The organism is Comamonas jiangduensis (genome assembly GCF_030162955.1).
Taxonomy (GTDB): Bacteria; Pseudomonadota; Gammaproteobacteria; order Burkholderiales; family Burkholderiaceae_C; genus Comamonas; species Comamonas jiangduensis.
The window spans coordinates 152,281-173,282 of record NZ_JARXOV010000004.1; the positions used below are offsets into that span (position 1 = coordinate 152,281).

At 61.1% G+C, this 21,002-nt stretch carries 18 protein-coding genes; 8 read left to right on the forward strand and 10 right to left on the reverse strand.

What is annotated here, in order from left to right:
- Positions 1–398: 398 nt before the first annotated feature.
- From QEP12_RS04955 to gatC, 4 genes are all read right to left on the reverse strand, one after another.
- A complete protein-coding gene (locus tag QEP12_RS04955) occupies positions 399–1,364 on the reverse strand; it encodes a DUF2971 domain-containing protein (protein ID WP_284213552.1) in 966 nt (321 codons plus the stop codon).
- A 501-nt stretch (positions 1,365–1,865) separates the two neighbouring features.
- On the reverse strand, positions 1,866–3,311 hold the full coding sequence (gene gatB, locus QEP12_RS04960) for an Asp-tRNA(Asn)/Glu-tRNA(Gln) amidotransferase subunit GatB (RefSeq protein ID WP_284213553.1): 1,446 nt from the start codon (positions 3,309–3,311) through the stop codon (positions 1,866–1,868).
- Positions 3,312–3,425: 114 nt separating this feature from the next.
- The gene (gene gatA, locus QEP12_RS04965; RefSeq protein WP_284213554.1) at positions 3,426–4,916 is read right to left on the reverse strand and encodes an Asp-tRNA(Asn)/Glu-tRNA(Gln) amidotransferase subunit GatA; all 1,491 of its coding nucleotides are present in this window, start codon (positions 4,914–4,916) and stop codon (positions 3,426–3,428) included.
- A gap of 20 nt (positions 4,917–4,936) precedes the next feature.
- Positions 4,937–5,236, reverse strand: a complete 300-nt coding sequence (gene gatC / locus QEP12_RS04970) for an Asp-tRNA(Asn)/Glu-tRNA(Gln) amidotransferase subunit GatC (protein WP_174862176.1) — start codon at positions 5,234–5,236, stop codon at positions 4,937–4,939.
- Between the two features lie 223 nt (positions 5,237–5,459).
- Between gatC and QEP12_RS04975 the strand changes: the two genes are divergently transcribed.
- The 4 genes from QEP12_RS04975 (at position 5,460) to mrdA (ending at position 10,283) form a co-directional block, all read left to right on the forward strand.
- Positions 5,460–6,503 carry a rod shape-determining protein gene (locus QEP12_RS04975; RefSeq protein WP_219163491.1) on the forward strand — a complete coding sequence of 348 codons (1,044 nt, stop codon included), beginning with the start codon at positions 5,460–5,462 and terminating at the stop codon, positions 6,501–6,503.
- A 151-nt stretch (positions 6,504–6,654) separates the two neighbouring features.
- The gene (mreC, locus tag QEP12_RS04980; protein ID WP_284213555.1) at positions 6,655–7,650 is read left to right on the forward strand and encodes a rod shape-determining protein MreC; all 996 of its coding nucleotides are present in this window, start codon (positions 6,655–6,657) and stop codon (positions 7,648–7,650) included.
- Positions 7,647–8,165 carry a rod shape-determining protein MreD gene (mreD, locus tag QEP12_RS04985; protein ID WP_174862178.1) on the forward strand — a complete coding sequence of 173 codons (519 nt, stop codon included), beginning with the start codon at positions 7,647–7,649 and terminating at the stop codon, positions 8,163–8,165. The genes mreC and mreD overlap by 4 nt, the downstream gene beginning before the upstream one ends.
- 51 nt (positions 8,166–8,216) lie before the next feature.
- Positions 8,217–10,283, forward strand: coding sequence for a penicillin-binding protein 2 (gene mrdA, locus QEP12_RS04990; protein ID WP_284213556.1), 2,067 nt, complete (start codon positions 8,217–8,219; stop codon positions 10,281–10,283).
- Between the two features lie 33 nt (positions 10,284–10,316).
- Here the strand turns inward: mrdA and QEP12_RS04995 are convergent, their stop codons facing one another.
- From QEP12_RS04995 to QEP12_RS05015, 5 genes are all read right to left on the reverse strand, one after another.
- Positions 10,317–11,246 (reverse strand): DMT family transporter, encoded by a 930-nt coding sequence (locus tag QEP12_RS04995; RefSeq protein ID WP_174862179.1) that lies wholly within the window; start codon positions 11,244–11,246, stop codon positions 10,317–10,319.
- A gap of 143 nt (positions 11,247–11,389) precedes the next feature.
- The gene (locus QEP12_RS05000) at positions 11,390–12,145 is read right to left on the reverse strand and encodes an amino acid ABC transporter ATP-binding protein (protein ID WP_174862180.1); all 756 of its coding nucleotides are present in this window, start codon (positions 12,143–12,145) and stop codon (positions 11,390–11,392) included.
- On the reverse strand, positions 12,142–12,924 hold the full coding sequence (locus QEP12_RS05005; RefSeq protein ID WP_284213557.1) for an amino acid ABC transporter permease: 783 nt from the start codon (positions 12,922–12,924) through the stop codon (positions 12,142–12,144). The genes QEP12_RS05000 and QEP12_RS05005 overlap by 4 nt, the downstream gene beginning before the upstream one ends.
- A 110-nt stretch (positions 12,925–13,034) precedes the next feature.
- Positions 13,035–13,805: an ABC transporter substrate-binding protein gene (locus QEP12_RS05010; protein WP_284213558.1), complete on the reverse strand. Its 771-nt coding sequence runs from the start codon at positions 13,803–13,805 to the stop codon at positions 13,035–13,037.
- A 266-nt stretch (positions 13,806–14,071) separates the two neighbouring features.
- Positions 14,072–14,830, reverse strand: coding sequence for a sulfite exporter TauE/SafE family protein (locus QEP12_RS05015; protein ID WP_284213559.1), 759 nt, complete (start codon positions 14,828–14,830; stop codon positions 14,072–14,074).
- A gap of 367 nt (positions 14,831–15,197) precedes the next feature.
- Here QEP12_RS05015 and QEP12_RS05020 point away from each other — a divergent pair, with 367 nt between their 5' ends.
- On the forward strand, positions 15,198–16,502 hold the full coding sequence (locus tag QEP12_RS05020; protein ID WP_431308063.1) for an ammonium transporter: 1,305 nt from the start codon (positions 15,198–15,200) through the stop codon (positions 16,500–16,502).
- Between the two features lie 33 nt (positions 16,503–16,535).
- Entirely contained in the window at positions 16,536–16,880 is a 345-nt protein-coding gene (locus tag QEP12_RS05025) for a hypothetical protein (protein ID WP_284213561.1), read from the forward strand.
- Between the two features lie 244 nt (positions 16,881–17,124).
- On the opposite strand, the gene QEP12_RS05030 is transcribed toward QEP12_RS05025, so the two are convergent.
- The gene (locus tag QEP12_RS05030) at positions 17,125–18,864 is read right to left on the reverse strand and encodes a GMC family oxidoreductase (protein ID WP_284213562.1); all 1,740 of its coding nucleotides are present in this window, start codon (positions 18,862–18,864) and stop codon (positions 17,125–17,127) included.
- A 208-nt stretch (positions 18,865–19,072) separates the two neighbouring features.
- Here QEP12_RS05030 and QEP12_RS05035 point away from each other — a divergent pair, with 208 nt between their 5' ends.
- Positions 19,073–20,200, forward strand: a complete 1,128-nt coding sequence (locus QEP12_RS05035; protein ID WP_174862185.1) for an MlaE family ABC transporter permease — start codon at positions 19,073–19,075, stop codon at positions 20,198–20,200.
- 3 nt (positions 20,201–20,203) lie between these two features.
- A complete protein-coding gene (locus QEP12_RS05040; protein ID WP_284213563.1) occupies positions 20,204–21,001 on the forward strand; it encodes an ABC transporter ATP-binding protein in 798 nt (265 codons plus the stop codon).
- The last annotated feature ends 1 nt before the right edge of the window (position 21,002 follow it).

A 21,002-nucleotide genomic window follows, 5' to 3' on the forward strand; every position in this document is an offset into this window, starting at 1 on the left:
TGGCGCGTGGGATGAAGCCAAATAGGGCTTTAGCCCTTGTATAGCTTGCGCTTTCAGCTACTTTTATTGAAAACGTCTTTACGAGCTTGATGCTGCGCAGGCGTGGAGGGCAGAACCGGCTTATCGCGCCGGAGGCGAGTTCCTTTTCTTTGCTTCGTCAAAGAAAAGGAACCAAAAGAAAGACAACTCTGCTACCTGCGTCCCTTTGGGTTTGGCTGCGCCAAACCCAAGCGGGCAACCTGCGGTGCTCGCCTGCGGGGTGCGCCGCAGAACTCACTGCGCGGCTGTGCCGCTGCGTTCAAACAACTGCGGCGAGTCAGATTGACGAAGCGTGTGTGTTCTTCGACACACACGCCACCCCACAGACTGTGCGCCTCGGCGCAGGTAGAAGGGAAATATTAAGGGTGATTCACTTTTAGTTTGGCAGGTGCGAGGCTTGGTGAGGAGTTTGGTAATTTTGCAGCAGTATTAGATTTCGCTGATTGATGTGATGATGAATCATTTTTTATTTCATCATTAAAAATCATTAACTTTGGATCAAAATCAACTATTTCGATTCCAAAATCTTTCTCTTTCAATCTTGCTCTTCTAAATTTTATAAATAATCCTGTTTTATTAAAAAGCTCATAAATTGTTTTAATTGAATGCTCTGGTGTTTTTAGACCAAAAATTACTGAGTTAATTTTTGCATTTATTTTGTAAGATTTGTTGCCAATATCTTGAATAACACGCCATTCTCTTTCGTAGTTCCAATCAACTGATTTCGTATAAATCAAACTTCTCCGGATCTCTTTTTCTTCTTCTTTATTTGCTTGTTCATGTTCTTCAATTGAGATATCCGGTTTTTTAATAGAGTATCTAACTGGTAGTGTTTTTTTGTTATCAGCTAAATCGCTGTCCTTATTTCGTTCGAGTTCGATGCAAAAACCACGATGTTGATCTGCATAGTGTGACCACATAAGAACATTGTCGTTGACTTCACTTAAACTTAATATTCCAATATTTTTAATATCTTTGGAATAAGATTCTGAAGCTATTTTTGCAAACGAATCAAGAATTTCATCTGTTAGAGCATTCCCAGTTTTAACTTTGGTTATTACCTCTTTTACACTTTTAATTTTTTGTGTCAGTTGTGGATTTTTTGTTCTAGGTTTTCTAGATGATTCTAAGTATTTTAAATATTCATTTGATTTTTCTAAAAATTTTTCTTTACTAATATTATTAATTAGCTGAATTCCACAATCCAAAGGATCATTAAAAGTATCTGGTTTAGCAAACCAAAACTCATCTTTAATAAATATTCCAAGTGAGTTGTCATTTACAGAGGTATATTTGTAAAGATATCTGACCTCAGGGAATATCATTTTTTCCTCTTTTGTTAAAAAAAGAATAGTGTTACATGTGTATGTGCATTTATGCAAGGAAATAGAAGTAAGCAGCGATTTTTATCCCTTCTACTCGTGCCGAGGCGCACAGAGCGCAGGGTGGGCAGATGCGCCGCAGGACGCATCTGCATCGTCATCTAGCTGGCCGCAGTTGTTTGAACGCAGCGACGCAGGAGCGCAGTGAGTTCTGCGGCCCCGCCCTGTGATCGAGCACCGCAGGTTGCCCGCTTGGGATTTGCGCAGCAAAGCCCAAAGGGACACGGGTAGAGGGGTGCACTTCTTTTGCTTACTTTTCTTGTGCAAGCAAGAAAAGTAAGTCGCCGCCGCGCGATAAGCGGCCAGCAAAAGCCAAACAAACAACAAGCACCAAATCAGCCTGAAGCCTAGGCACAGCAAGCGCCAGCAGCTATCAATCTATGAACGACCAATAAAAAAGCCTCCCGAAGGAGGCTTGGTATTCGCAAGGCAAAAAGCAGCGGCTTACGCCAACTTGGCCTTGAGCAACTCGTTGACTTGCCCAGGGTTGGCCTTACCCTTCGAGGCCTTCATCACCTGCCCCACCAAGGCATTGAACGCCTTGTCCTTGCCCGCGCGGTATTGCTCGACGTTGCCGGGGTTGGCAGCAATCACCTCGTCAATGATGGCTTCCAGCGCGCCGGTGTCGTTCATTTGCTTGAGGCCCTTGGCTTCGATGACGGCGTCCACGTCCGAACCGTCACCGGTCCACAGCGCTTCAAACACCTGCTTGGCGGCGTTGTTGCTGATGGTGCCGTCGGCAATGCGGCCAATCAGCGCGGCCAGCTGTTCGCTGGAGACCTTCACCGCATCCATGCCGATTTCTTCGGTGTTCAGGCGGCGGGAGATTTCGCCCATCACCCAGTTGGAGGCCAGCTTGGCTTGGCCGCAGGCCTTGGCGGTGCGCTCAAAGTAAGCGGCCATTTCTTGCGATTGCGTGAGCGTGGTGGCGTCGTACTCGGGCAGCGCGTATTGCTCCACAAAGCGGGCGGCCATAGCGCGGGGCAACTCGGGCATGGAGGCCTTCACGTCTTGCACCCAGCTGTCGGCCACGACCAGCGGTGGCAGGTCGGGGTCGGGGAAGTAGCGGTAGTCGGCCGCGTCTTCCTTGGTGCGCATGGCGCGGGTTTCGCCCGTGTCGGGGTTGAACAGCACGGTGGCTTGCTGGATCTCGTAGCCGTCTTCGATCTGCTCAATCTGCCAACGAATTTCGTAGTCGATGGCGATTTGCATGTTCTTGAACGAGTTCAAGTTCTTGATCTCGCGGCGCGTGCCCAAAGGCGCACCGGGCTTGCGCACGGACACGTTGGCATCGCAGCGGAAGCTGCCTTCTTGCATGTTGCCGTCGCAAATGCCAATCCACGTGACGATTTTGTGCAGCTCTTTGGCGTAGGCCACGGCTTCTTCGGTGCTGCGGATATCGGGCTCGGTCACGATTTCCAGCAGGGGGGTGCCTGCGCGGTTCAGGTCAATGCCGGACTCGGTGGGGAACTGGTCGTGCACGGACTTGCCCGCGTCTTCTTCCAAGTGCGCGCGCACCAAGCGCACGGTGTGCAGCTTGTCGCCGACGTAGAAGCTCACCTCACCGCCTTGCACCACGGGAATCTCAAACTGGGAGATTTGGTAGCCCTTGGGCAGGTCGGGGTAGAAGTAATTTTTGCGCGCGAAGATCGAGCGGGGCGCGATGTGGCTCCCCAGCGCCAAGCCGAGCTTGATGGCGCATTCCACGGCCTTTTTGTTCATCACGGGCAGGGTGCCGGGCAGGGCCAAGTCCACCGCGCAGGCTTGCGTGTTGGGCTCGGCACCAAAGGCGGTGCTGGCGCGGCTGAAGATTTTGGAGTTGGTCGCCAGTTGGGCGTGGGTTTCAAAGCCGATGACGACTTCGTAGCCCTGAATGAGTTTGGCAGTCATGTTCGGTACAAGTCCTTGCTGCAATCAATGCGGGGTGCCAGTGCAAGCGGGGCGCTAGAGTTTGTAGTGTTTTTGGCCTCTAGCGTTGATGCAGCCTACGCTGGCAGCTATGGTTTAAAAGCCTGCGGGGCGTTGCAGGTGGAAGTCCGTGGCTTGCTGGAAGCGGTGCGCCGCGTTGAGCAACTTGGCTTCGGCAAAGTAGTTGCCAATCAGCTGCAAGCCCACGGGCATGCCACCGTCGCCAAAGCCTGCGGGCAGGCTCAAACCGGGCAAACCGGCCAGCGATGCGGGCAGGGTGAACACGTCGGCCAAGTAGTTGCTGACGGGGTCGGCCTTGCCACCAATCGCCCATGCGGTGGTGGGCGCTGCGGCACCGGCGATCACGTCGCATTCCTTGAACGCGGCTTGGAAGTCGTCGGCGATCATGCGTCGGATCTTCTGCGCTTGCAGGTAGTAAGCGTCGTAATAACCTTCGCTCAATACGTAGGCACCGATCATGATGCGGCGCTTGACCTCGTCGCCAAAGCCTTCAGCACGGGTCTTTTTGTACATATCGTTCAGGTCGCTGAACTTGGCCGCGCGGTGGCCGAACTTCACGCCGTCAAAACGCGAGAGGTTGGACGACGCTTCGGCCGGCGCCAAGATGTAGTACACGGGCACGGACAGCTCGGTGCGCGGCAGGCTGATGGGCACCAGCTTGGCGCCCAGCTTTTCGTATTCCTTGAGCGCGGCATCCACGGCGGCGCGGACGTCGGCCGACAGGCCTTCGCCAAAAAATTCAGCAGGGATACCAATGCGCAGGCCTTCGATGCTGTCGTTCAACTGCAGCGTGAAGTCTTCGGCGGGGTGGTCCAGGCTGGTGGAGTCACGGTCCAGATCGGGGCCGCACATTTCGGACAGCAGCAGCGCACAGTCTTCGGCGCTGCGGCCCATGGGGCCGGCCTGGTCCAGGGACGAGGCGAAGGCGATCATGCCGTAGCGGCTGGCGCGGCCATAGGTGGGCTTGATGCCGGTGATGCCGCAAAACGATGCAGGCTGGCGAATCGAGCCGCCGGTGTCGGTACCGGTGACCGCAGGGGCCAGACGGGCCGCCACCGCTGCGGCCGAACCGCCCGAAGAGCCACCGGGCACGCGCTCGGTGTTCCAGGGGTTGCGCACGGGCTGGGGCTCAGCAAAGCCCACGGGGGCGATGGCGGAGTTTTCGTTGGCGCCGCCCATGGCGAATTCGTCGCAATTGAGCTTGCCCAGCGTGACCATGCCTGCGTCGGCCAGCTTGCGCACCACGGTGGCGTCAAACGGCGACTGGTAGCCCTGCAGCATTTTGCTGGCGGCGGTGGTGGGGAAGTCCTTGGTGACAAAGATGTCTTTGTGCGCCATCGGCACACCGGCCAGTCGGCCGCCTTGGCCTGCGGCAATCAGCGCATCGGCCGCCTTGGCCTGGGCCAGGGTGGCGTATTCGTTGATGGCCACAAACGCGCCCAGGTGCTGGTGCTGCTGGGCGCGGGCCAGAAAGTGCTGGGCCGCTTCCACGGCGGAGACTTGCTTGTTCTTGAGCTGGGCGGCCAGTTCGGCCACGCCCAGGTGGTGCAGATCGGTAGTGCTCATGAAATTTTTTTGCCTTGCGCTTATTCGATGACCTTGGGCACGAGGAACAGACCCTCGCCCTGGGCGGGTGCGTTGCGCATATTGGCTTCGCGCTGGTTGGGCTCGCTGGCCACGTCCTCACGCAGGCGCAGCACCACATCTTGGATGGCGGCTACAGGGTGGGCCAGCGGCAGCACGCCCGAGGTATCCACAGCCTGCATCTTTTCGACCATGCCGAAAAAGCCGTTGAGTTGCGAGAGCATGCGCGCACTTTCTTCTGGGGAGAGTTCGAGCCGCGCCAAGTTGGCGATGCGGTCAATGTCGTTCGAGGTGAGTGCCATAGGTTTTCTGCGGTTCGAAACCGGATGTAAAGCTGTCAGACGGCGTGCGCCGCCATGAGTTATTCACAGGGGATACGGTATTATCTGGTCTTTGCGCAATTGCCATCTTTGGATGGCTGCGATTGTGCAGAAAAGCCTAAACTTGACTCCCCCCTGATTCCTGTTGATCTATACCCTGGCGATAGCAAGCCGAAGCGCGTGCTGTGCCTGAGAGGAAATTTGAATGTTCGGTGCTTTCCGTCGGTACTTCTCCACCGATTTGGCCATTGACCTGGGTACAGCCAATACCCTGATTTTCGCCCGCGACAAGGGCATCGTGCTGGACGAGCCCTCGGTGGTCGCAATCCGCCACGAAGGTGGCCCCCACGGCAAGAAGGTGATTCAGGCCGTGGGCCGCGAAGCCAAGGCCATGCTGGGCAAGGTGCCCGGCAACATCGAAGCCATCCGCCCCATGAAGGATGGCGTGATTGCGGACTTTGTGATCACCGAGCAGATGATCAAGCAGTTCATCAAGATGGTGCACCCCCGCAATGTGATGACGCCCAGCCCGCGCATCATCATCTGCGTGCCCTGCGGCTCGACCCAGGTGGAACGCCGCGCTATCAAGGACGCAGCAGAAGCGGCGGGCGCCACGGCCGTGTACCTGATTGAAGAGCCCATGGCCGCCGGTATCGGTGCTGGCCTGCCCGTGTCGGAGGCTTCCGGCTCGATGGTGGTCGACATTGGCGGCGGTACCACCGAAGTGGGCGTGATCTCGCTGGGCGGTATGGTCTACAAAGGCTCGGTGCGCGTGGGCGGCGACAAGTTCGATGAAGCCATCATCAGCTACATCCGCCGCAACTACGGCATGCTGATTGGTGAACCCACGGCAGAGCTGATCAAAAAGCAAATTGGCTCGGCCTTCCCCGGCTCGGAAGTCAAGGAGCTGGAAGTCAAGGGCCGCAACCTGTCCGAAGGCGTGCCCCGCAGCTTCACCATCAGCTCCAACGAAGTGCTGGAAGCGCTGACCGAGCCGCTCAACCAGATCGTCTCCGCCGTGAAGAACGCGCTGGAGCAGACACCCCCCGAGCTGGGCGCCGACATTGCCGAGCGCGGCATGATGCTGACCGGCGGCGGCGCCCTGCTGCGTGACCTGGACCGCCTGCTGGCCGAGGAAACCGGCCTGCCCGTGCTGGTCGCCGAAGAGCCGCTGACCTGCGTGGTGCGCGGTTGCGGCATGGCGCTGGACAGCTTGGATCGTCAAGGCAGCATCTTTACCAGCGACTGATGCGGTGCACAGCTTGCCGCCGGGTGCCTGATTGCCCGCGGCAAGCTTTTGGATGGAATGGTTTCCCCATGTTCTCTGTGAAAGCTCGGATCTCTGACGGGCCGCGCGGCGTGGCCGTCGGTGCTGCAACGCACACGCACAGGTGCGCACCATGAGCTTGAGAACCTTAGAGCGCGACGCGCCTTCCTCGTTCAAACACAGTGTGTCTGCCGGCACCCGGGTGCTGGTGTTCAGCGCCGTAGCCCTGGTGCTGATGCTGGCTGATGCGCGTTTGAAGATTACCGAGCCCTTGCGCCAGGCCGTCTCGGCGGTGCTGTTTCCGCTGCAGTGGGCAGTGATGCAGCCCGTGGAGTGGCTCGCCAGCGGGCAGTCGTATTTTGAAGATCTGGCAAAGGCGCAAAACGAAGCGGTAGCGTCTCGCCAGGCAATGACTGCCATGATGCTCAAAGCCCACGAGGCCGAGCGTTTGCACGAAGAAAACCAGCAACTGCGCGATTTGCTGCAGTTGCGCCCGCGCTTGACGGTAGATACGGTGGCGGCGGAGGTGATGTACGAAACCCCCGATAGCTACACCCGCCGCGTGGTGCTGGACAAAGGACAGGTTGCCGGGATTGAGGCGGGCAGCCCTGTGCTGGATGATTTGGGGGTGCTGGGTCAAGTGACCCGGGTGCAACCGTTTTCCAGTGAAGTGACCTTGCTGTCTGACCGCGACCAGGCCATCCCGGTGATGGTGGCGCGCACCGGCGTGCGCAGCGTGGCATATGGTGACGCCTCCAATTTGCGCACCGACAGCATGGAGCTGCGCTTCCTGTCCAACGATGCCGACATTCTGGTGGGGGATGAGCTGGTCACCAGCGGTGTGGACGGGGTCTACCTTGCGGGGCTGCCAGTTGCACGGGTGGTGCAGGTGGAGCGCCGCGCTCAGTCGCCTTTTATGCGGATTTACTGTGAGCCGATTGCCCGCCTGGATGGCGCCCGCCATGTGATGGTGCTGACGCCGCTGAACATGGTGAAGGCCCAGCATTCGCCCGATGCGGCGCCCATTGCGCCTTCAGAGGCCGAAACCAAGCAGCAGCGCGAAGATAAGTCCGCCCAGCGCCGAGCCTTGGGCAAGGCCAATTTGCCCGGTGCAGGAGGTCAACGATGATCATGCCGCGTGGTCAGCAACTGCTGATGCCGGTGCGCCCGGCTTTTATTGCCTTTAGCGTGGCGCTGGTGTTTTTGCTGAGCCTGCTGCCGCTGGGGGGCTTTGTGTGGATGCCCGATTTGCTGATGCTGGTGCTGATGTTCTGGGCCATGCACCACCCCCATCGCATGCCGATGAGTGTGGCGTTTTTGCTGGGGCTGGGGGTGGATGTGCAGCAGACCGCCTTGCTGGGTCAGCATGCGCTCACTTATGTGCTGGTGGTTTATTTTTCGCAACGCTTTAGCCGCCGCATGATGTGGTTTTCACCGCTGACGCAGGCGCTGCAGCTGCTGCCCGTGTTTGCCGCAGCCCATGTGCTGCAAATGCTCATTCGCATGTTGGCCGGCGGAATGTTCCCCGGATTCAGCATTGCGCTGGCCCCGGTGCTGGAGATGGTGCTGTGGCCCCTTGTGAGTGCGATCTTGCTGGCGCCCCAGCGCCGTGCGCCCGATGCTGACAGCAACCGTCCTTTGTAAGGCGGGCGCGATGCGTTGTCCGCGGTGTGCCCCTGATTGGAAGGAGCTGGCATGAGCGGCTTCGAAGTCCGTAACAGCGAAGCGGAGCTTTACAAATTTCGTGTGCGCATTGCCGTGGTGGCCTTGGTGGTGCTGCTCATGTTTGGTGTGCTGCTCTACCGCTTGTTTGTGCTGCAAGTGGTACGCCACGACAGCTTTGCCGAGCGTGCCGAGAGCAACCGCACGGCGGTGGTGCCCATCGTGCCCAACCGGGGGCAGATTCTGGATCGCAACGGCATTGTGCTGGCCACCAACTACTCCGCCTACACGCTGGAGATTACGCGCTCCAAGGTGCCGGATCTGGAGGCCACCATCGATGAGCTGTCGCAACTGGTGGAAATCACCCCCCGCGACCGGCGCAAGTTCAAGCGGTTGATGGACGACTCCAAGCGCTTTGAATCGATTCCTTTGCGCAGCCGCTTGAGCGATGAGGAAGTGGCGCGCTTTACCGCGCAGCGCTGGCGCTTTCCCGGGGTGGATATCAAGGCCCGCTTTTTCCGCAATTACCCGCTGGAAGATGTGGCGGGCCATGTGGTGGGCTATATCGGCCGCATCAACCAGCGCGAACAAGAGGCGCTGGAAGACAGCGATGACTATGCCAACTACCGGGGCACCGAGGTGATTGGCAAGCTGGGCATTGAGCAAAGCTACGAAAAACAGCTGCACGGCACCACGGGGTGGGAGCAGCTGGAAACCACGGCCGGTGGCTATGCGGTGCGCCGCCTCAACAGCCGCCCCGCCACGCCCGGGGACACCGTGGTGCTGAGCCTGGATGTGGGGCTGCAAAAGCTGGTGGAAGACCTGTACGGCGAGCGCCGTGGTGCGCTGGTGGCCATGGACCCGCGCAACGGCGAAGTGCTGGCCATGGTGAGCAAGCCTGGCTATGACTTGAACCTGTTCGTGGACGGCATTGACCAGGAAAACTGGGATTTTCTCAACAACTCCATCGACCGCCCCTTGCTCAACCGTGCGCTGCGCGGCACCTACCCACCGGGCTCTACCTACAAGCCTTTTATGGCGATTGCGGGGCTGGAGTCGGGCAAGCGCAAGATTGAAACCACCATCCAGGACAGCGGCAGCTGGACGTTTGGAGGCCATACCTTCCGCTCGGGCCACCCCAACGGCCCGACCAATCTGCGCCGCTCCATCATCAAGTCGTCCAATGTGTACTACTACATGCTGGCCAATGACATGGGGGTGGACACCATCCACGAGTATCTGTCGCCCATGGGCTTTGGCCGCCAGACCGGGATTGACTTGGTGGGCGAGGGCCGCGGCGTGCTGCCCAGCACCGAGTGGAAGCGCAACACCTACAAGCGCCCCGAGCAAAAGAAGTGGTATGCGGGCGAAACCATCTCGCTGGGCATTGGCCAGGGCTACAACCACTTCACCATGGTGCAGCTGGCGTATGCCACGTCCATGCTGGCCAACCACGGCATTCAGCATACCCCGCATCTGGGCAAGGGCACGGTCGATGCCGTAAGCCGCCAGTTCAAGCCGCTGTACCGCGAAGAAGGCACCTCCATGGGCTACAAGCCTGAGCACGTGGAAGCCGTGCGCAGCGCGCTGGCGGCGGTCACGGTGGAGGGCACGTCGCGCTTTGTGTTCGGTGGTGCACCCTACACCTCGGCGGGGAAAACCGGTACGGCCCAGGCGGTCACGGTCGGCCAGAAAGAAAAGTACAACGCCGCCAAGCTGGCCGAACACCAGCGCGATCACTCGCTGTACATCGCCTATGCCCCGGCCGAAAACCCCAAGATTGCCGTTGCACTGATTGTGGAAAACGCCGGTTTTGGCGCTGCCGCTGCGGCCCCTATCGCGCGCCGGGTGTTTGATTACTGGCTGCTGGATCAGTACCCCAGCGAAGAAGACATGGCAGCAGTGCGCAAAGGGCAGGTGGGGCGCCCTATCGGTACGCCACGCAGCGGCCAGGCCATGATGGCCCGGTACGAGCGCATGGCCCTGCCCGGTGTGGGCGCTGCCCGCGTGCTGGAGAACCTCAGTGGGGGCGACGTGGCCGCGCCGCGTGCGCCGGAGCTGGCCGCTCCTGCGGGGGCCGAGCCGGAAGTTGAGGATTAAGGCGCTGCGCGAGCGGTGGCGCCCTCAGCGCCGCTAAGTGCTGGGCGCGTTCACCCGGGCTGGCCCGCCGCGCTGGCGCGCAGTGCGAGGTGGCGGCGGCGCGTACTGGCTGAAAATCAGGGCCACCACCATCAACGCGGCACCGCACAGGGCGACCAGGCCCATGCGCTCACCAATCAGCCACCACGCGGTGAGCGCGGCAAACACCGGCTCCAGCCCAAACACAATCGCGCTGCGCATGGCGTCCACATACTGCTGGCCCCACGCCTGCAAGACGACGACCAGGGCGCTGGCCATCAAGCCCAGGTAAACGATCGCCACCCAGCCGCTGCCAGGCAGCGCGGTGGCCTGGGCATACAGCTGCACCATGCCTTGCGGCTGTACCAGCAGCATCAGCGTGGTGCAGGCCCACATCGACCCTGCCAGCGCAGCGGCCATGCGCGGCGCCCGCAAGGGCGCTGCCTGGTTGCGCAGCGCGGCGGCTTCCATGGCCAAAATGTAGAGGGCGTAGACCACGGCGCTGCACAGCGTCAGCGTGTCGCCCCAGTTCCACGGCGCGTCTTCAAAAAACATCAGGCACATGCCAGCCACGGCCAGTGCACAGGCTGCCCAGATGTGCCAGCCCGTGCGGCGGCGCAGCAGCAGCCAGGCCAGCAGCGGCACGATCAGCACATTCAGCCCCGTCACAAACGCGTTGCGGTTGCTGGTGGTGTGCTGCAGACCTTCAATTTGCAGCCAGAAAGCGACAAAGTTCAGCACGCCCAGGCCTAGCCCCCAGCGCAGCTCTGCGCGGCGCAGGCCCCGCCACAGCGGCAGCAGCACCACGGCCGCGATGCCAAAGCGCAGCCAGATGATCTGCAGCGCGCTCAGGTCGGCGGTGAGCTGCTTCATCGCAGGAAAGGTGGTGCCCCAGACCACGGTGACGGTGAGCAGGGCGACAAGGCCCCAACGTTCGGTACGCATGTGCCAATAACAGACGTAAAAAAAGGGAGCTGCCAGCGCTGGTGTTTTCTGTGTTTGAGCATTCAAGAATGCTCAAACCCTTGAAACACGGGCGCTGATAGCTCCTTAGTTTGATAAGCCGCAGGGCGGTGTGAAAACAGCGCCTAGTGTGCCACGCGACCAATGAAGGCGGCGATACGCTCGTTGGCGGGGCGGGCAAAGAATTCGGCCGGGGGCGCTTCGTGAGCGATGCAGCCTTGGTCAAAGAACATCACGCGGTCGGCCACTTCGCGGGCAAAGCCCATCTCGTGGGTGACCACGATCATGGTCATGCCGCTTTGGGCCAGTCCGCGCATGACTTCCAGCACCTCCTGCACCATCTCGGGGTCGAGCGCACTGGTGGGTTCGTCAAACAGCATCACCTGCGGCTCCATGGCCAGCGCACGGGCAATCGCCACGCGCTGCTGCTGGCCACCGGACAGCTGCCACGGATATTTGTGCGCATGGTCTTGCATGCCCACGCGCTCGAGCAGCTGCAGCGCTTTGGCATTGGCCGTGGCGCGCGGGGTTTTGTGAATGCGCCGCGGCGCCAGGGTAATGTTGTCCAGCACCGTCATGTGGCCAAACAGGTTGAACTGCTGGAACACCATGCCCACTTCGCAGCGCTGCTTTTGCAGCGTGGCTTCATGGTCGGTGACAGGTACGCCGTCGATGGTGATGGTTCCGCCGTCGTGCGGCTCCAAGCGGTTCAGCGCGCGCAGCAGCGTGGATTTGCCCGAGCCGGAAGCGCCGATGATGACCGTCACTTCGCCTTTGCTGAACGCGGTGGAGACGCCCTGGAGCACTTGGTGGCTGCCAAAGCTTTTGGTGACGTTCTCGCAAACGATGTAAGGAATGCGGGTATTGCAGGTGGCGTTCATTTCTGGCGGCCCTCCACATCAAAGCGGTACTCGATGGCGTCGGTGACCTGGGTGACCAGCGTGGTCAGCACCAAGTAGGTGATGCCCACGGTGACCAGGGTCTCGACGGGCTGGAAGGTGGCCGACTGGATGCGGTTGCCCACATTGGTCAGCTCCACCACACCAATCGCGTAGGCCAGCGATGAGTCCTTGAGCAAGGCGACAAAATTGCTCACCAGCGGGGGCAGCGAAATCTTGAACGCCTGGGGGAACACCACGTCCAGAAACACGCGGCTTTTGGGCAGGCCCAGGGCGCGGGCCGCTTCGGCCTGGCCACGGGGCACGGCGTTCAGGCCCGCGCGCACAGCTTCGGCGTTGTAGGCGCCCACGTTGAGCGACAAGGCCACGCAGGCGGCGGCAAAGTCCGGCAGGCTCAGCCACGGCACCAGCACGGGCAGCGCAAAGTACATGAACAGAATCTGCACCAGCAGCGGCGTGCCGCGAATGATCCAGATGTAGGCGCCAGAGACGCTGCGCAACAACGCATTGCCCGAGGTGCGTGCCAGCGCGGCGAACACACCCAGCAGCAGGCCGACAGCGCCGCTGATGAGGGTCAGGTACAGCGTGGTGCGCGCGCCTTCGGCAAATTCGGCCGCGTGGTCCCCGATCGGTTCGGGCATCAGGCTGAGCAAGTCACCCAGCAAGGACACGACCACCACCATCAGCAGCAAGGCGGTGATGAGGGTGGCATTGCTGCGCTGTGGACGGCTCCAGTGGGAGGGCCAAAGGGCGGTAAGCATAAGAAAAACGGGGTTGGTGAAACAAAAAACGCCCTGCCAGCGGTGGCAGGGCGTTGGCAGGGGCGCGGCAGCGCCATGCTGGCGCGCCTGCCCACTGCCACTTCGCAGGTTTAGTCAGGGCAACGAATGTCTTCCTGGAACCACTTTTGCGAAATCTTGGCGTAGCTGCCGTCCTTCAAGGACTCGGTAAACGCCTTGTTCCACGCGTCCGCCAGCGGCTGGTTGTCCTTGGCGACGGCAGCGGCAATCTTTTCCACAAACAGCAACTCGCCCTGGTGGAACTTGATCTTGGGGTTTTTTTGCAGCATTTCCTTGGCCAGGAAACGCTCGGTCACCCACGCATCGGCGCGCTTGGTCATCAGCGCGTTCATGGCCGCTTCGTTGGTGGGGAAGTTCACCACGCGCTTCACACCGGCTACGTTCTTTTGCACGTACTCCAGGTAGGTGGTGCCAGTTTGGGCCGATACGGTCTTGCCGCTCAGGTCCTTGGCGCCTTGGATGGCAGCGTCGGTAGAGATCACCTGCGCGCCCGAGCAGTAGTGGGGCAGGGTGAAGGTGACGGCTTTTTCACGCTCGGGCGTGATGCCGTGCGAGGAGATGACCAGATCCCAGCGGTCTTGCTTGAGGCCGGTGAGCAGCGCGTCGAAAGAAATGGTCTTCCACTCCAGCTTCAGGCCCATCTTCTGGGTCATCAGCTCGGTCAAGTCCACTTCAAAGCCGGTCAGCTTCTTGCCTTCAAAGTAGGCAAAAGGGGCGTAATAGCCCTCGGTGGCCACACGGAGGGTGCCGTCCTTTTGGATGGCGTCCAAGCTACGGGCGTGGGCACCAGTAGCAGCCAATACTGCCAATGCGGCAGCGGCGATCACGGAAATGCGTTTCATGAGAAGTTCCTGGAGACAGTCGCAGGGTCCGGCCCCCGGCTCCAAGGGTTTGGAGCCTCCGCACGCACCACGCGGCGCGGAAACATAGGGGCCACAGCAGGGCACAAGATGCCCGCTGTGCCACCCGACCAACGGTGCTGAATGCACCGAAACGGGGTGGCCTGAGGGCGAAAGCAGCGCGTGATTATAGAAGTCAGCCTTCGTTGATGCAGAAGGGCGCTGGAGCAGCCCCGATGGCTTTATGCCCAGTCGCGCCGTGCAGCGGGCTAAGCGCCAAAGGCATCCCAGCCGGTTTTGAGAATCAGCAGGCCCACCACCACGATGAAAATCACGCGCACAAAGCCCGCGCCGTGGCGCAGGGCCATCCAGGTGCCCAGCACACTGCCCAGCACGTTGGCCACCGCCAGCGGTACGGCAAAGTGCCACCAGACATGGCCTTTGAGCGCAAACAGGGCAATCGCGGCGATGTTGGTGGTGACGTTCATCAGCTTGGCGTTGATGGAGGCATTCAAAAAGTCATAGCCCAGCAGACGCACCAGCAAAAACACAAAAAAACTGCCCGTGCCGGGGCCAAAAAAGCCGTCATAAAACCCAATCACCAGACCAATGCCTGCGGTGAGCCACTGCGTGGCGCGCACGCTGTGGCGGGGGGCGTGGTCGCGGCCCAGCTCTTTTTTGGCCAGTGTGTAGAGCAGCACGCCCAGCAAGATAAAGGGCAGCAGCTTGCGCAAAAAGTCGGGGTTGACCAGCGTCACCGCCCATGCGCCAACAAAAGCGCCCACCCCTGCGGCCACGATGCCCGGCGTGATCGTGGCCCAGGTGATGGAGATGCGGCGGCTGTATTGCCAGGTGGACATGGCCGTGCCCCAGACGGCTGCGCTTTTGTTGGTGCCAAACAAGGTGGCAGGCGCGGCGTGGGGGAAAGCAGCAAACATGGCGGGCACCAGAATCAGCCCGCCACCGCCCACGATGGCATCCACAAAACCTGCGAGGGCCGAAGCCAGAGAAACAAAGATCCATTCCATGATGGGCTGCATTGTGCGCTGGCTGGTTGCCCCAAGCTGTCACTTGCCCAAACAAAAAGCGCCGGGGGTGCCGGCGCTTTGGAAAGGCATCTCATTGGTGGATGCTTTGTAGATATTGGTCTGGTTGTGGATCGAGTTGTCTCCTCGGGCCCTCCGTGCTGCCACACCTTGGTGCGCGCTAGAGTGGGGTCAATGTAAGCCTTGCTTCGGGATGGTGCATCGGGGATTTCCCGCAAGGAGCGGGTGCGGTGTCTGACAAGCATTAGTTGAGATTGCTTTACGTGGTGGCATGCACGCCTGCTTTGCGCAGGCACGGCTTGTGCTTGGTGGCCTGCACCAAAAATCCACGGGAGAGGTCGACATGCAGATGCGCAGCAAACTGTGTAGGCGGTGGGGGTGGGGTGTATGGCTGGCTTTGCCGCAGGCGGTGCAGGCGCAGCAACTGGTGGGCTTGGCGCAGATGCACGCTGCCGACACCGCATGGGTGCTGGTGTCGGCCACGCTGGTGCTGTTGATGACCTTGCCCGGTGTGGCGCTGTTTTATGCAGGCATGGTGCGGCGCAAGAATGTGCTGAGCACGCTGGCGGCGGTGCTGGGCACCGCCTGTGTGGTCAGTGTGGTGTGGTTTGCGGTGGGCTATTCGCTGGCGCTGACGCCCGGCACGCGCTGGCTGGGTGGGCTGGATCGCTGGTGGTTTGGCGGGCTGGACTACCAGTTGGTGGCGCAGCAGGTGGCCGTCAGCCCCATGGCGCCGCACATTCCCGAGGCGGCCTATGCCTTGTTTCAGCTCACGTTTGCCATCATCACGGCCGCCTTGATCGTGGGCGCCTTGGTGGAGCGCATGCGCTTTGGTGCGCTGATGCTGTTCATGGCGCTGTGGAGCCTGCTGGTGTATGTGCCCGTGGCGCACTGGGTGTGGGAGCCCGGGGGCTGGCTGGCCCGCATGGGCGCGCTGGATTTTGCAGGGGGCACGGTGGTGCACGTGAATGCGGGTGCGGCGGGGCTGGCGTGTGCCTGCTATTTGGGCAAGCGCGACGGCTATGGCAAAGAAGCCTTTCAGCCCTACAACCTGGGCTGGACCATGCTGGGCGCATGCTTGCTGTGGGTAGGCTGGTTTGGTTTTAACGGGGGCTCGGCCCTGGCCGCCGATGGGCGTGCTGCATTGGCCATGGTGGTCACCCATTTGGCAGCGGCGGGGGGCGCCTTGGGCTGGGCAGCGGGCGAGTGGTTGCTGCACCGCCGTGCATCGCTGCTGGGGCTGTGCTCGGGCCTGGTTGCGGGGCTGGTGGCCGTCACGCCGGCGGCAGGCTATGTGGGCATGGGGGCGGGCCTGGGCATTGGGGCGGTGGCCGGTCTGGTTTGCTACTGGGGCGCCACGGGGTTCAAGCGCTGGCTGGGCGCTGATGATGCGCTGGACGTGTTTGGTGTGCACGGTTTGGGCGGCATGGTGGGCGCCATCCTGACCGGGCTGCTGGCCAGCAGCACCATTGCTGGCGTGCAAGGCAATGTGCTGGCGCAAGCCGTGGCGGTGGTGGCCGTGGCAGCCTTTAGTTTTGCGGCTACCTGCGTGCTGATGTGGGTGACGGATCGATTCCTACCGGTGCGCGTGGAGCTGCCCGACGAGCAGCAGGGGCTGGACATCAGCCAGCACCGCGAACACCTTGGCCCGTGATGGCCAGCGCATGACCGAGCAAGGAGTGGAGCGATGAGCAGCAATGAACGCATGGCCGTGGCGGCGCATTTGCATGTGGCCCTGCGCCGCAAAGCGGGGCGGGTGACCGATACCGACTGGATGGCGGTCAACGATGCCTATGCCCGCGAAGTGGTGCGTGTGGCGCGGGCCTGTGCCCACGAAGAGGGGGATGCCGCACTGGCAGCGCTGGCGGCAAAGCTGGAAGCCCACATCGGCGCACCCGCTGCGCAAGGGCCGCAGGCAATGCCCCTGCAGGAACGCCTGCCCCCGCTGCGTGGGCTGCAGGCCGGGGCGCCGCCGTCTGCGCCGGAGCTAACTTCGGAGGATGCGGGGCGCTACATTGGACGGCTGCGCTAAGCCCAAGGCCGTGTTGGCAGCACCTGGACTGGCTGGCGTTGTGCGGGCGATGGGCCATCAGGTATGGGCCGTGTCGCGCAGGGGCGCCGTTGTGCCCCGCTGGCCTGGCATGCGGCGGGGTAGTGGAAGGCTCGGGGCAATTAATAAATAAAAAGAGAGCTGCTAGCGCTTGTTATTGCTGGGTTTTGAATAGTTTTCATATCAAAACCAAGCAAACACGTACGCTGGTAGCTCTCTTTTTTGTTTAGAGCGTAAGCGAAGCGGCCTCGGCGTCTGGCTGTGGCACGGGCTGCGCGCGGGCGGGTGCTGCGGCGTTGAGGCCGTGGCGTGCTTTGTGGTCGGCGCGGATCCATTGCGCAGCTTTTTCGGCCAGCATCAGCGTGGGGCTGTTGGTGTTGCCACTGGTGATGGTGGGCATGGCCCCGGCATCCACCACGCGCAGCGCCTGTATGCCGCGCACGCGCAGGTGGCTGTCCAGCACGGCCATGGGGTCGGTGTTGCGCCCCATTTTGGTGGTGCCTACGGGGTGGAAGATGGTAGTGGCAATGTCGCCCGCCAGGCGGATCAGCTCTTCATCGGTTTGGTATTGCACCCCGGGCTTGAATTCTTGCGGCTGGTAGCGCGCCAGCGCAGATTGGCTGACGATGCGGCGCGTGACGCGCAGGCTCTCGGCGGCCACGCGCTGGTCTTCGGCGGTGCTCAGGTAATTGGGCGCAATGCTGGGCGCATCTTCAAAGTTGGGGCTGCGGATGTGCACCGTGCCGCGGCTGGTGGGGTTGAGGTTGCAGACGCTGGCGGTGAACGCGGGGAAGCCGTGCAATGGCTCACCAAACGCGTCCAGCGACAGCGGCTGCACGTGGTATTGCAAATTGGGGTGCTCCAGCTCCGGGCGGCTGCGGGTGAACGCCCCCAGTTGCGAGGGCGCCATGCTCATGGGCCCGGTGCGGTGCAGCAGGTATTCCCAGCCAATGCGCAGCTTGCCCCAGCGGGTGGCCGCCAAAGTGTTGAGGGTGGTTGCATCGCTGACTTTGTAGACCGAGCGAATTTGCAGATGGTCTTGCAAGTTGGCGCCGACGCCGGGCAGGTCGTGCACCACCGGAATGCCCTTGGCGTGCAGCAAATCGGCCGGGCCAATGCCCGACAGCTGCAGCAATTGGGGCGAGTTGATGGCGCCCGCACACACAATCACCTCTTCGGTGGCGGTGACGTGCTCCATGCCGTCACCCGTCCACACATTCACGCCGGTGCAGCGCACCGAGCCATCGGCCTGCTTTTCGGTGATCAGGCGCATGGCCTGGGCCGAGGTCCACATCTCAAAATTGGGGCGGCCATAGCACTTGGGCCGCAAAAAGGCTTTGGCGGTGTTCCAGCGCAGACCGTCTTTTTGGTTGACCTCAAAGTAGCCCACGCCTTCGTTGCTGCCGGTGTTGAAGTCGGGGGTGGCGGGAATGCCCGCTTGCTGCGCGGCTTGCGCAAACGCATCCAAGATGTCCCAGCGCAGTCGCTGTTTTTCAACGCGCCATTCGCCCTTGCTGCCGTGCAGCGCAGCAAAGCTGGCGTCGTGGGGCTGGCCTTCATCCAGTCGCCAGTGGCTTTCATGCCGCTTGAATGCGGGCAGCACGTTGTCCCAGGTCCAGGCGTCATCGCCGGTCAGCTGGGCCCACTGGTTGTAGTCGCGAGCCTGGCCGCGCATGTAAATCATGCCGTTGATGCTGGAGCAGCCACCCAGCGTCTTGCCGCGCGGGTAGCGCAGGCTGCGGCCGTTGAGGCCAGCGTCGGGTTCTGTCTGGTATAGCCAGTCGGTGCGGGGGTTGCCAATGCAGTGCAGATACCCGACCGGAATGTGGATCCAGTGGTAGTCGTCTTTGCGCCCTGCTTCCAGCAGCAGCACGCGCACATTGCGGTCTGCGCTCAGGCGGTTGCAGAGCAAAGCACCTGCGGTTCCGCCCCCAATAATGATGTAGTCGAATGTGGTTTCGCTCATGGTGTGCGCTTGTCAACAAGCCTCCGGGGTGGGGCCGCAGCAAGCATTTTGGAGGGCTGGTGCCGCCTGTCGATAGGGAAAGCGTGTAGTCCATGGCTTACTTTGTCACGGGGTGTGCAGCCCTGGCTGACAGGCGTGCTGGCGCTGAACCTTCGGCGTCGGCGCAGAAAGCTTGTAAGCTTGAGGCAACTTGGCTCTCTCCCGCACTATGAAAGACAGCACCCCTCGCCTTCACCCCACCTCGACCCCAGAGGGTGCGTGGGTGCAGTTGCAGGGGCGCTGGGGTGCCGCGGAATTGGGGCAGCGTGCGAACTGGGAGGCGGTACAAAAAGCCTTGCGCAGGCATCCTGCGGGTGCCGATCAAGGCTGGGATTTAGCACAGCTGGAATGGCTGGACCACATTGGCGCACAGTTGCTGTGGAACCACTGGCAGCAAGCATGGCCCGCCAGGCTCCAAGCCAGCGATGCGCAAAAAGCCATGCTGGCGCGCATTGCGGCATTCCAGCAGGCCCCCGTGCCCGAGGCCCCGGCACTGGGCTGGATGGGGCATATCAACCAACTGGGGTTGCTGGTGTTGCGGGCGCTGGGTCATTTCCAGCACTTGGTGCAGCTGATTGGCCAGCTGGCCCTGGACTTGGGGCATTTGCTGCGCAACCCGCGCAAAGGCCCGTGGCGGGATTTTTCAGGGCACCTCTACAGCATGGGTGCAACGGCGCTGCCGATTACAGCGCTGGTGGGTTTTCTGATTGGGGTGGTGCTGGCCTACTTGATGGCACTGCAGCTGCGGCAGTTTGGCGCAGAAGCCTTTATTGTGGACATTCTGGGCATCTCGCTGATCCGGGAATTGGGCCCCTTGCTGGCTGCCATTTTGGTGGCCGGGCGTTCCGGCTCCGCCATCACGGCGCAGATTGGCGTGATGCGTGTAACCGAAGAGCTGGACGCCATGCAAGTCATGGGTATTCGCCACGGCTTCAGGCTGGTCATGCCCCGTGCCATGGCGTTGGCCGTGGCCATGCCCTTGATCAGCTTGTGGACCACGCTGGCCGCGCTGGGCGGCGGCATGCTGGCAGCGGATGCGACCATGGGTATTTCTGCCGCGTATTTCTGGGAGGCCTTGCCCAATGCCGTGCAAATTGGCAATTTGGTGTTGGCGGTGGCCAAGTCGGTGGTGTTTGGCGTGTTCATCGCCTTGATCGGCTGCCACTGGGGCCTGCGCGTGAAACCAAATACCCAAAGCTTGGGGCAAGGCACGACGGCATCGGTGGTGTCCTCCATCACCATGGTGATTTTGGTGGACGCGATGTTTGCCATCGCCTTCAAGGATGTGGGGTTCTGAGCCATGGAGCGCACACACAACACTGAACCGGTCGTCGTGGTCGACAAGCTGTGGAGTATCTTTGGCGAGGGCGACAAAGCTTTTGCGGTGCACCAAGACCTGGATTTGACGGTGTACCGGGGCGAAATGCTGTCTATTGTGGGCGGCTCTGGCACAGGGAAAACAGTGCTGCTGCGCCAGATTTTGGGCTTGCTGCACCCGGGTAAAGGCACGGTGACCACCTTGGGCCGGCCGGCGGCAGAGCTGTGCCAAGAAGGTGCGGCGGCGCGGGTGGGCATGCTGTTTCAGCACGGCGCGCTGTATTCCGCCTTCAATGTGCTGGAAAACATTGGCTTTGCGCTGCGTGAGCAGGGCACCCTGCCGGATGCGATGGTGGATGCGGCTGCCATGATCAAGCTGCAGATGGTGGGCCTCAAGCCGGAGCATGCCATGCGCATGCCTGCAGATTTGTCGGGCGGTATGGTCAAGCGTGTTGCGCTGGCGCGGGCACTCATCATGGACCCGCCGCTGCTGCTGCTGGATGAACCCACGGCGGGGCTGGACCCCACCAGTTCGGATGAGTTTTGCGCACTGCTGCGTGACTTGCATGCCGAGCTGGGGTTGACCGTGATCATGGTGACGCATGACCTGGACACCTTGTTTGCCTTGTCCAGCCGCGTCGCGGTGCTGGCCGAAAAACGCGTGCTGGTGACGGGCACGCCGCGGGAGGTGGCGCAGTTTCAGCACCCCTTTATTGAAACTTTCTTTCAGGGCGAACGCGGTCGCAGAGCGATGGCACCCGCCCCGGTGGGAGAGCATTAAG